7 protein-coding genes are annotated in these 11,927 nt (G+C 67.7%); 1 reads left to right on the top strand and 6 read right to left on the bottom strand.

The window, feature by feature from the left end; genetic code table 11:
* Positions 1–14 precede the first annotated feature (14 nt).
* From AC07VS_RS01910 to AC07VS_RS01890, 5 genes are read right to left on the bottom strand one after another with little or no spacing between them, the layout of a single operon-like run.
* The gene (locus AC07VS_RS01910; protein WP_492347108.1) at positions 15–1,322 is read right to left on the bottom strand and encodes a dihydroorotase; all 1,308 of its coding nucleotides are present in this window, start codon (positions 1,320–1,322) and stop codon (positions 15–17) included.
* 14 nt (positions 1,323–1,336) lie between these two features.
* Entirely contained in the window at positions 1,337–2,299 is a 963-nt protein-coding gene (locus tag AC07VS_RS01905) for an aspartate carbamoyltransferase catalytic subunit (protein WP_019577122.1), read from the bottom strand.
* 36 nt (positions 2,300–2,335) lie between these two features.
* A complete protein-coding gene (gene pyrR, locus AC07VS_RS01900) occupies positions 2,336–2,842 on the bottom strand; it encodes a bifunctional pyr operon transcriptional regulator/uracil phosphoribosyltransferase PyrR (RefSeq protein ID WP_492347109.1) in 507 nt (168 codons plus the stop codon).
* A complete protein-coding gene (gene ruvX / locus AC07VS_RS01895; RefSeq protein WP_494656689.1) occupies positions 2,839–3,264 on the bottom strand; it encodes a Holliday junction resolvase RuvX in 426 nt (141 codons plus the stop codon). Before ruvX ends, pyrR begins: the two co-directional genes overlap by 4 nt.
* A complete protein-coding gene (locus AC07VS_RS01890; RefSeq protein ID WP_492347111.1) occupies positions 3,261–3,860 on the bottom strand; it encodes a YqgE/AlgH family protein in 600 nt (199 codons plus the stop codon). The genes ruvX and AC07VS_RS01890 overlap by 4 nt, the downstream gene beginning before the upstream one ends.
* Positions 3,861–3,881: 21 nt before the next feature.
* On the opposite strand from AC07VS_RS01890, the gene AC07VS_RS01885 reads away from it, so the two are divergent.
* Positions 3,882–5,357: a cryptochrome/photolyase family protein gene (locus AC07VS_RS01885; RefSeq protein WP_494750072.1), complete on the top strand. Its 1,476-nt coding sequence runs from the start codon at positions 3,882–3,884 to the stop codon at positions 5,355–5,357.
* Between the two features lie 39 nt (positions 5,358–5,396).
* On the opposite strand, the gene AC07VS_RS01880 is transcribed toward AC07VS_RS01885, so the two are convergent.
* Positions 5,397–11,894 carry a hybrid sensor histidine kinase/response regulator gene (locus AC07VS_RS01880; protein ID WP_494750071.1) on the bottom strand — a complete coding sequence of 2,166 codons (6,498 nt, stop codon included), beginning with the start codon at positions 11,892–11,894 and terminating at the stop codon, positions 5,397–5,399.
* Between the last annotated feature and the right edge of the window lie 33 nt (positions 11,895–11,927).

Genomic DNA, 11,927 nt, shown 5'->3' with positions numbered 1-11,927 from the left:
ACCGTGACCGCGTCTCAGACGCGCTCGAAGGCCACCTGGCCACCCACCACCGTGTAGCGCACCTGGCCCGGCATGGCCGTGCCGGTCAGCTCGTAGGCAAACGGGGTGTGCTTTCCCTGGCTGCGCAACGCCTGCGGCAGCACCTGCCACACGGCTTCGGGGTCGAACAGGCAGAGGTCGGCCACGCCGCCTTCGATCACCTGGCCCACGCTGGCCTGCAGGGTGCCCAGCGCCGAACCCAGCACCTGGGCCGGGTCGCGCGTCAGCACCGACAGCGCCCGGGGCAGGCTCAGGCCCAGGTCCTGGCCCCATTTGAGCGCCAGGCTGAGCAGCAGCTCGAAGCCGGTGGCACCGGGCTCGCTCTCGGCAAACGGCAGGGTCTTGGCGTCTTCATCCACCGGGTTGTGGTCGGACACCAGGGCATCGATGGTGCCGTCGGCCAGCGCTTCGCGCAGCGCGTCGCGGTCGCGCTGCTGACGCAGTGGCGGCGTGAGGCGGGCGCGGCTGTCGAAGAAGCCGATGTCGGCATCGATCAGGTGCAGTGAGTTGATGCTGACATCGCAACTCACGGGCAGGCCCTCGGCCTTGGCCTGGCGTACCAGGGCCACGCCGGCGGCGCTGCTGAGGCGGCACAGGTGAACCCGGGCGCGGGTGCTGCGCTGCAACTCGAAGATGGTGTGCAGGGCGATGGTCTCGGCGGCCACCGGCACACCGCTCAGGCCCAGGCGGGTGGCCAGCGGGCCGCTGGCCGCCACACCCTTGCCCAGGTACAGCTCTTGCGGACGCAGCCAGACGGTGTAGCCGAAGGTGCTGGCGTATTGCAGGGCCCGCTGCAGCACCTGGGTGCTGACCAGGGGCACCTCGGCCTGACCGAAACCGATGCAGCCGGCCTCGGTCAACTCGGCCATCTCGGTGAGCACTTCACCAGCCAGGTTGCGGGTCAGCGCCCCCAGGGGGAACAGGCGCGACTGGTGCAGCTTCTCGGCGCGAAACTTGAGCATCTCGACCAATCCGGGCTCGTCGAGCACCGGATCGGTGTCGGGCAGGCAGACCACGCTGGTCACGCCACCGGCCACCGCCGCAGCCATTTCAGATTCGAGCATGCCTTCGTGTTCGTGGCCGGGTTCGCGCAGGCGCGCCGCCAGGTCCACCAGGCCAGGCGCCACCACCAGACCGGTGGCATCGATCACGCGCTGCGGCGCGAATTCGCCACGCACGGCGCCGATGGACACGATGCGGCCCGCCGCCACGGCCACGTCGGCCACCTCGTCGCGGCCCGAAGCCGGGTCGATCACACGGCCGTTCTTGATCAGCAGATTCATGGTGCTCTCCTCCCTCAGGCCTCGTTGCCGGCCACGATGCTCATCACGGCCATGCGGACCGCGATGCCGAAAGTGACCTGCGGCAGGATCACCGATTGCTTGCCGTCCACCACGGCCGAGTCGATCTCGACGCCGCGGTTGATCGGGCCCGGGTGCATCACGATCGCATCGGGCTTGGCCAATTGCAGCTTTTCCTCGGTCAGGCCGAAGCTCTTGAAGAACTCCTGGCTGGACGGCAGCAACGCGCCACTCATGCGCTCGTTCTGCAGGCGCAGCATGATCACCACGTCGCAGTCCTTGATGCCCTCTTCGAGGGTGTGGAACACCTTCACGCCCATCTGCGCCATGTCGCTGGGCACCAGGGTCTTGGGGCCCACCACACGCACCTCGGCACAGCCCAGGGTGGTCAGGCCGTGGATGTCGGAACGCGCCACACGCGAGTGCAGCACGTCGCCCACGATGGCCACCGTGAGGTTGGAGAAATCCTTCTTGTAGTGACGGATCGTGAACATGTCGAGCAAGCCCTGGGTGGGGTGCGCATGGCGCCCGTCACCGGCATTGATCACATGCACATGGGGCGCCACGTGCTGGGCGATCAGGTAAGGCGCACCCGACTCGCTGTGCCGCACCACGAACAGGTCGGCCGCCATGGCCGACAGGTTGGCAATGGTGTCGAGCAGCGACTCGCCCTTGGAGGCCGAGGAGCGCGCGATGTCAAGGTTGATCACATCAGCCGACAGGCGCTTGGCCGCGATCTCGAAGGTGGTGCGGGTGCGCGTGCTGTTCTCGAAGAACAGGTTGAACACGCTCTTGCCGCGCAGCAGGGGCACCTTCTTGACCTCGCGGTCGCTGACGCTGACGAAATTGGCCGCCGTGTCCAGGATGTGGGTCACGATGTCCTTGGGCAGGCCTTCGATGGAGAGCAGGTGGATCAGCTCGCCGTTCTTGTTGAGTTGGGGGTTTCGTTTGTGGAGCATGGCAATTCCCTGTGGGATTCAGGCGAAATCTGGGGCTCAGGCGGGTTCGACGTGGAAGCTGAAGCCGCCCGCATCGCTGCGAGCCAGCGCCAGGGTGCTGCCCTCAGGCAGGGCCACACGGGCCGCCGCGTAGTCGGCCTGGATCGGCAGCTGGCGGCCGCCACGGTCCACCAGCACAGCCAGTCGCACGCTGGCGGGCCGGCCGTAGTCGAACAGTTCGTTGATCACGGCGCGCAGGGTGCGGCCGGTGTAGAGCACGTCGTCCAGCAACAGGATGTCGGCGCCATTGACGTCAAAGGGCAGCAGGGTCTGCCCCGCCGAACTGAGTCCACGCTGGGCAAAGTCGTCGCGGTGCAGGGCGGACGAGATCACGCCGGGCTGACCGGGCAGCCCCAACTCCTTTTGCAGGCGCTCGACCAGCCAGGCGCCCCCCGAGGTGATGCCCACCAGGCGGGTTTCAGGCCCCATCAGGGAACGGACACCGCGTACCAGCTCGCGGTAAAGTGCTTCGGCATCCAGCACCAGGCTTCCGGTGGAACTCAAGGCAGACTCCTCAAAAACTGTTCAAGAATGATGCACGCCGAGGCCGCATCGGCATCGGCGGCACCCAGGGAATGGGCTTCGGTGGTGCTGTAGCGCTCGTCCACCTCGAACACCTGCAGGCCGTAACGGCCCTTGAGCTGGCGCGCAAAACGACGCGCCTTGACGGTGTTCTCGTGCTCGGCGCCATCCGGATGAAAAGGCACGCCCACCACCAGCGCATCGGGCTGCCACTCAGCCAGGACCTTGCCGATCGCTTCGAAGCGACGGTCGCCCTCAGCCGCAATGGTCTTCTGCGGCGTGGCCGAACGGGTGAAGCGGTTGCCCACGGCCACCCCGGTGCGCTTGGCGCCGTAGTCAAAAGCCAGAAACGATTGGAACTGGGCAGGAACCGCTGGAACGCCGGGGCGGTCAGCAGTGCTCATGCGTGCCCCGCCTCGGGCGACAACATCCAGGCCTGCAGGCCCAGCAAGGCCAGAGCCTGGTCGTAGCGCTGTTCGATGGGGGTGTCGAAGATCACACGGCTGTCGGCATCGACCGTGAGCCAGCTGTTTTCAGCCAGCTCGGACTCCAGTTGGCCACCGCCCCAGGACGAGTAGCCCAAGGTGACGATGACCCGTCGCGGGCCGGCCCCAGTGGCCAAGGCCTCCAGCACGTCGCGCGAGGTGGTCATTTCGAGCCCCCCGGGGATGGTCATGGTGGACGCATAGGCCGACTGGTCGCCCTCGGGCGTGTCGGCCACCATGGCGTCATGCAGCACAAAGCCGCGTTCGGTCTGGACCGGGCCGCCTTGCAGCACCGGCGCGTCGGACAGGTCAGGCCGACGCAAAGACAGATCGACCTTGTCAAACAAGGCCTTGAGTGAGAGATCGCTGGGTTTGTTGATGATGAGGCCCAGCGCGCCGCGCTCGCTGTGCTCGCACAGGTAAACCACACTGCGCGCAAAAGCCTCATCCTCCAGCCCGGGCATGGCGATCAGGAAATGATTCGTCAGGTTGATGGGGGCAGAATCAGAAGGCATCCCGCGATTTTAACGGTCCCTATGCCCAAGCCTTACCCGATCGGTCTTTTCTGGTTCCGGCGCGACCTGCGCGCCCATGACAATGCCGGCCTGCACCAGGCCCTGAGCCAGTGTGCGCAGGTGCACACGGTGTTCGTGCTCGACACCGACATCCTTGACGGCCTGCCGCGGCAGGACCGGCGCGTGGACTTCATCGTGCAAAGCCTGGCCCAGCTCGATGAGGCCTTGCGCAGCCTGGCCGGACGGGCCGGTGCCGGCCTGATCGTGCTGCACGGATCGGCCCGCGACGAGGTGCCGGCCCTGGCCCGGCGCCTGGGTGCCCAGGCGGTGTTCACCAACCACGACGACGAGCCGGCCGCCTTGCAGCGCGACAGCGAGGTGCGCACCGCCCTGAGCCGGCAGGGCATGGCCTTCCACACCAGCAAAGACCAGGTGATCTTCGAGCGCCGCGAGGTGCTGACCCAGACTGGCTCGGTGTATGGCGTGTTCACGCCCTACAAGAACGCCTGGCTCAAGAAGATCACGCCCTTCTACCTGAAGAGCTACCCGGTGGAACGCCACGCCAGCGCCCTGGCCGAGCGGCCTGAGGGCCTGCGCCACGCACCGCCCAGCCTGGAGTCCATCGGCTTTCAGCCCAGCAACCTGGGCCAGCTGCGCCTGCCGGTGGGCCTGGCCGGCGCACGCGCGCTGCTGGACGACTTCCGCCCCCGACTGGAGGCCTACCAGCGCACGCGCGACTTTCCAGCCCTCAAGGGGCCCAGCTACCTGAGCACCCACTTGCGCTTTGGCACCGTCTCGATCCGCGAGTTGGCAGCCCTGGCCCACCAGGCCAGCAGCCACGATCCGGCCGACACCGGCGCCGCCACCTGGCTGAGCGAGCTGATCTGGCGCGATTTCTACATGCAGATCCTGGCCAACCACCCAGGCGTGGTGACGAACAGTTTCAAGCCCGAGTACGACGCCATCGAATGGGAACAGGGCCCCAAGGCCGAGGCCCAGTTCCAGGCCTGGTGCGAGGGCCGCACCGGCTACCCGCTGGTGGATGCGGCCATGGCCCAACTCAACCAGACCGGCTACATGCACAACCGCCTGCGCATGGTGGTGGCGAGTTTTCTGGTCAAGGACCTGGGGATCGACTGGCGTCGAGGCGAGGCCTATTTCGCGCAGCAGCTCAATGACTTCGACCTGGCGGCCAACAACGGCGGCTGGCAGTGGGCCAGCTCCAGCGGCTGCGATGCGCAGCCGTATTTCCGCATCTTCAACCCGGTGAGCCAGAGCGAGAAGTTCGATGCCGAGGGGCGATTCATCCGCCGCTACCTGCCTCAACTGGCGGGCTTGCAGGGTGCAGCCCTGCACGCCCCCTGGCAGGCCCGCCCCATCGACCTGCAGGCGGCCGGCCTGCGCCTGGGTGAGGGCTACCCGCTGCCCATCGTGCAGCACGACGAAGCACGCCAGCGCACGCTGGCGCGTTACGCGGTGGTCAAGAAGCCCAGCTGATCCCATGACGGGGCCAGGGCCCCGCCGGCAGCGGCGTGCTCAGGCCGGGGTGTCGGCCACCACGCCCTGCCCGGCATAGTGCCGCACCAGGCTCAGCAGCTCTTCTTCGGCGTAGGGCTTGCCCAGGTAGTGGTTGACGCCCAGTTCCAGGGCATGCTCACGGTGCTTGGCGGCAATGCGCGAGGTGATCATGATGATGGGCAGCTCATGCAGGGCCGCATCGTGGCGGATGTTGCGCGCCAGATCGAAGCCATCCATGCGGGGCATTTCGATGTCGGACAGCACCACCACCGGGCGCTCATCCTGCAGGCGCTCCAGGGCCTGCAGCCCGTCGGCGGCCAGGGTCACCCGGTAGCCTTCGCGCTGCAACAGACGCTGGGTCACGCGGCGCACGGTGATCGAATCGTCCACCACCAGCACCAGCGGGGCCTGGGCATCGGACAGCACAGCCGGTTCGGCCACGCCGCCCGGGGCATCGGCCGCAGGGGTGACCGGCTGGGCCAGGCGGGCCCGGATCTGATCGCCATACACGTTGGCCAGCGCCACCGGGTTGTAGATCATCACCACCGCCCCGGAAGCCAGCACCGACATGCCGGCCAGGCCGGGCAGGCGTGAGAGTTGCGGCCCCAGGTTCTTCACCACCACCTCCTGGTTGCCCAGCACTTCATCGACGTGCACCGCGATGCGCTGCGCCGCGCTGTGGAAGATCACCACGGGCCGCGTGCGGGCCGCCGCCTCGGTGCTGTGCGCCGCCAGTTGCAACAGTGCCCCGCCCCAGTAGAAGGGCACGGTCTCGACCCCCAGATCGAACTGGCTGCTGCGGTAGGCTTCATCCAGTTCGCCGGGGCCTGAGCGGCGCACGATCTCGACCAGGCTGGCCGGCACGCCGAGGGTGGCCTGGCCGATGCGCAGCATCACCACCTGGGTGACCGCCGTGGTCAGGGGCAGCACCAGCTTGAAGCGGCTGCCCTGCCCGCTGCGGCTGCGGGTTTCAATGCGCCCACCCAAGGCGTTGACCTCGGTGCGCACCACGTCCATGCCGATGCCGCGGCCCGCCAGTTCGGTGACCTCGCTGGCAGTGGTGAAACCGGGCATGAAGATCATCTGGGCGGCCTCGTCCTCGGACAGGACGTGACCGGGCGCCATCAGGCCCTGGCTTTGGGCTCGCTCGCCAATCGCCGCGAGATCCAGCCCGGCACCATCATCGGCGAACTCGACCGACACATCGTTGCCGCTTTGCGTGACCTGGATGCCGATGCTGCCGGTGGCCGGCTTGCCGGCGGCCGCGCGCTGCTCGGGGCTTTCGATGCCGTGCGCCACCGCGTTGCGCAACAGGTGTTCGAAGGCCGGGGTCATGCGGTCCAGCACGCCGCGGTCCATCTCGATGCTGCCGCCGGTGATGTCGAGCTTGATCTGCTTGCCGGTTTCCTTCGCTGATTGACGTGCGATGGCGTACAGACGCTCGGCAATGCCGTCAAACTCAACCATGCGGGTGCGCAGCAGATCACGCTGCAGTTCACGCGCCTGGCGGGCCTGGGCCACCAGCTCGTCTTCGGTGCTGTCCACCGTGCGCTGCAGATTGCGCTGCACCATGGCCACGTCGTTGACCGACTCGGCCATCATGCGGGTGAGCTCCTGCACCCGGGTGAAACGATCAAACTCCAGCGGGTCAAAGCCCGCATCCGAATCCTTGGCCTGGGCCAGGCGCGACTGCATCTGCGACTCGGCCTGAAGCTCGATGTCGCGCAACTGCTCGCGCAGGCGATCCAGGTTGCCGGTGAGCTCACCCAGCGAACTGCGCATCTGCCCCACGCGCGACTCCAGGCGTGATCGCGAAATCATGACCTCGCCGGCCTGATTGACCAGCCGGTCCAGCAGTTGCGAGCGCACCCGCACCGATTGGCCTGCCAGCGTCTTCTGCGGCACCCACTGAACGGTTGGGGGCAAGGCTGGCCGCGGCACGGCGGCCGCCACAACCTCGCCTGACAACACTTGGGTGGCGGCCTGCAGATCGGCCTCGGTGGCCGCATCGCTGTAGCCCCGCAGCGCATCAAAATTGGCCTGCAAACCGTCAAAGCGGTTCACCAGGGCGTCCAGGGCCGATGCATCGGCACCAGTTTCGTCCAGCCCTTCGATCACCGACTCCATGCGGTGGGCCATCTCGCCCAGGCGCAGTGCGCCCGCCAGGCGCGCGCTGCCTTTGAGGGTGTGCAAATGCCGCAGCAACTCGGCCCGCGGCTCGGCCTGGGTGGGCTCGTCCTGCCAGTGGCGCAGGCTGGCCGCCACCCGCGGCAACAGTTCGAGCGCTTCTTCTTCGAAGATCGGGAACAGGTCGGGGTCGATCACGTCGACCGCGTCAAATTCGTCGTCGTAGGCCCGCTCAGGCGCGGCGTCGAGGGCCGAGGGCTGCGGGGCTTCCAGGCTCGGCTGCGCGTTGGGCGCAGGCTCTTCGGCGGACGGCAGGGGGGCCACCGGCAGCACTTGCGACGCATCCGCCAAATTCGCCACATCGGCCACATCCGACACCTGCTCTGCCTGCCACGCGGGCACCGGCTCAAGCACCGGCTCAGGGCTCAGGGCCACGTCCACCAGGTCGGTGGTGGGCGCCTCCACGAGGAGGGGCTCCGGCTCGGCTTCAAGCAGGGGCTCGGGCATGGGCACGGACATGGGCGCGTCCATGTCGCCCGGCAGGGTCAGTGGCTCTGGCTGACCCAATTCAAGAGTTTCAACCGTTTCGATCGCTTCAACGGCTTCAACGGCTTCATCCAGCCCGGCCTCATCGAAGGCCGGTTCATCAAAAGCCGGTTCATTCGAGGCTTGCGCCGGCGCATCGATCCACTCCGAGGGCTCGGCCAGGGCCAGGCCCTCCGGCAAGGGCGCGCCTGCCTCGGTCGCCAGAATGGCCTCCAGGGCCTGCACCACGGCCGGCTGCGGCTCTTTGAGAAAGCCCGCCGCAAACTGATGCAGCAGGCGGCGGATGTCGTCCGCCGCATCGACGAAGGCACGCGCATCCGACTCGGTGCCCCGGCTTTGCAACTGCACATGCTGCAGCGCATGCTCCAGCGTGCGGGCCAGCGACGACAAGGCCTTGAAGCCCACCGTGGCCGAACTGCCGGCCAGGGAGTGGGCCAGCGCCACCGCCGTATCGGGCACCGGCTCGTGCAACTCCAGCGCCCACTCACCCAGCGAGGTCTGCAAACGCCGCGACCACTCGTCAGCCTCATTGAGGTAGACGTTGTAAAGCGGAATGCTCAGGCGCAGGTCGCCAATGACCCGGATTGATTCATCATCACCGGCAGGCATCAGCAAGTCGACGGGCTCGGGCTCGGGCTCGGCAGGGTGGTCCTCTGGCGCCATGGCGGGGTCGGCCAGCACAGGCTCCAGATCCCCGTCGGACTCGGGCGAAGGTGGCGGTGGTTCCTCGGCGGCATCCGCGGCCAGGAGCAAGTCCGCTTGCAAGGTGTCCTGCGGGATGTCATGCGGGGTGTCCAGCAGCGCATCCGGCAGGGCTTGCAGCCCGGGTTCAGACAGCGATTCAGCCGCGGGTTCCAACGACAGGGCCTCGAAAGAGCGCAACAGCTCATCGTCCAGGGCGGCATCCACGGCCGCATCCAGACTGGCTTCATCCAAAGGCAAGGCCGGCGGCTGTGGACGCTCCAGTCCGGCATCGGCCTCCAGCGGAAAGTCCAGCTCAAAGTGGGGCAAAGCGTCGGCCTGCGGCGCTGCCTCGGCCTCAGCGTCAGTCTCTACGCCCGGCAAATCAAGCAGCAGCTCCGGCAGGGCCGCATCAGGCGGCACATCGTCGACAGGCGCGACAGCCTCTGCAGGGGCTTCGGCCAGGGCTGCCTCGAACTGGGCGAAATCAATGTCCTCAACATCGAACGATGCCGTCGCCGCCTCGGGTGCGGCTGCGGTCTCGACCGGCGCCTCGTCAGCGAACGACATCATTGCCGTGGGCGCAAAGTCGACCAGCGGTACGCCGTCGTCTTGGGCCACCGGCAGCCCCGCATCGAGGGACAGGCCGTCGAGCGACAGGTCCCCATCAGCGCCCTCACCGACCTCTTCCGGTGCCAGCGGCGGCAGCTCAGGCAACCCGGTGGGTGCCGGCGTAGGCTCAGCCACGGCATCGAGCAGGGGCAACAGGCGATCTTCGAGCCGCAGGGCATCGGCGGCCTCGCGGAAGGGTGCGGCGCGCCAGGCATGGGCCTGGTGGGCGGCAATGTCGTCCACCCAGCGCGAGAACTGATTCAGGGCCTGGATGGACAGGGTCAGCACAGGCTTGCTGGCAGGCTTTTGGTCGGCCAGCCAGGCGTTGTGCAATTGCTCAAGTGCCCAGGCGGCTTCGCCAAACTCGCCCAGGCCCACCATGCGCGAACTGCCCTTGAGGGTGTGGAAGGCTCGGCGCAAGGCCGTCTGGTCACCCAGGGAGGCCGGGTCGTGGTGCAGCGCATCGATGGTGGCGGCCCCCTGGGCAAAGACCTCGCGGGCCTCTTCCAGGAAAACGTCGATGAGTTCGTCCTCTTCGATCGCGGGCGCCTCGGTGCGGGCGGGCGGCGGCAACGAGGGGGCTGCGACTTCGTCGCCCAGTGCGTCGTCACCGAGCTCGGCAGGCTCGGGGGCCTGGACCGGCGCGGCAGGGGCCGGCAAGGCCGTGCCGAGCGGGGCCTCCTGGGCTTGCGCAAGACCAGACGACGGGGTACCCAATGCCAGTGAGTCCACAAACAGCGGTGGCTCGAGCGGGGTTTCAGGGCTTTCGGTGGGGCCGAACTGCTGGCGCTGGCGCCCGCCCAGGAACTTGAGTTCGCCCGCCTCTTCGTCATAAACAAAGAGCTTGCGGGCCAACGTGCGTTGGTAGCTCAGCATGTCGATCAGGAACCCCAGTGCCCCCAGGCTGTTGCCCAGGCGCTCGAAGGTGCCGGCACGCACGGCGTCGCTGGTGACTTCATCGACCATCAGCCGCTCGACGCTGTCGCGCATGCGCATGGCCGCGTGGGCGGCCTGCTCCAGCCCCAGCACCGAAAGCACCCCACGCATCTGCGACAGGCGCGCCGGCACCGCCGTCAGAACCTGGCTGTCGGAAGGCTGGCGGAAGAAGGTATCGAGCGACTTTTCAACTTCGGTCAGGGTGGAGCGCAGTTCCTCAACCACACTGCCCATGGTCTGGCGATCGCTGACACGCCGGTACAGCTCTTCCATCCAGGGTTCCAGAGGGCCCACTTCCTCGCCGGCGAGCACGCGGTCCAGGCGATCAGCGAGGGCTCGCGAGCGCTCGCTCATCTGGGCTTCGTCAATGTCCATTTCCTGGTAGCAGGCCTGCAGGAACAGCACGGCCGTGGCCACTTCCATGGCCACCGATGCCCCAGGTGCGTCGCCCCCGTGAGCCGTGGCTTCGGCCGCCCGTTGCAGCGCCTGGCCCAAAGGCTGGCTACCCGGGTGCAGCTTGGACAGCGATTCACCCACCAGGGCAAACTGATCGACGGCGCTGCGCAACTTGTTGCGGTCGCCACCGGCCAGGGCCGACCAGGTGTCGGTGGCCGTGGCGATGCGCTTGCGCGCCTGCACCAGCACGGCCGGGTCAAAACGGCCGAAACGGCGCGCCTCGTAATCGGCCGGGGCGTGGCGTTGCAGGCCATAGGCCTCGCGCACGGCACGCAGCAGGGGTGCAGGTTGCTGCTCGGTCAGGCGGGCCTGTGCGCAGTAGAAAAGCAGGTCCTGGAACAGACGCTCGGACACCGCGGCTTCGCCACGGGCCAGCGCCGAGTACTGCACCAGCACACGCGAGATGACCCGCTTGACGTAGACATCCAGCGGCACCAGGCCCAGGGACAGTCCTTCAAAGAAACCCGCCGCCACCTTCCAGAACAGACGCCCGCCCTGGGTGCCCGCATGGGCCAGGCCAGCAGCGATCTGGGCCATGGCACGGGCCCCCGAGGGGCGTCCGGTCTTGACCAGCTTGAGCATGGCGTGGTCGAAACGAGAGCGCACCTCGGCGTCATAGGCCAGCGGCACCAGGCCGTCGGGCAACACCGGATCGGCCACGCGGCGCTCGTTGCCCCACAGATCGGCCGGATGAATGCGCTCGACGCCCAGCCACTGCTGCACGTCGCGGTACTGAGGAAACAGGCTGACCGCCGACACTTCGTGGCCCGCCAGCACCGCCTCCAGATACTCGCTGATGGCAAAGCTGGCCCGCTCGATCACGGCGATGGCATCGTCGGTGCAACTTGATGGGGCCTGGATGAACTTCTGTGTCATCGCCTCCAGGGCCCGCATCATCAGCGCCACCGGCGCCATGCCCACCATCTCAAGCGCCCCGGTGGCCTGGTGCATCTGCTGGCGCGCCAGGCGCAGCGCACTCACATCCGCGCTGGCCAGTTCGGCCCCGTGGCTCAGCAAAGCCTCGCGCACATGGCGGCGCATGGCCTTGATCGAGCCGTCAAGGGATTTGCGCAGTTCGTCCAGCACCCAGGCCAGAGGGCCCAGGTCATGGTCTGCCGCATCCAGGGCAGCGGGGGACACAGCGTCGGTGGGTCGCATGAAGGGTTCCGGTCAGGCGTTGGGGCGACTGGC

It is taken from the genome of Curvibacter sp. GW821-FHT01G03 (genome assembly GCF_059422285.1).
This window is presented reverse-complemented; position numbering and strand designations above follow the sequence as displayed.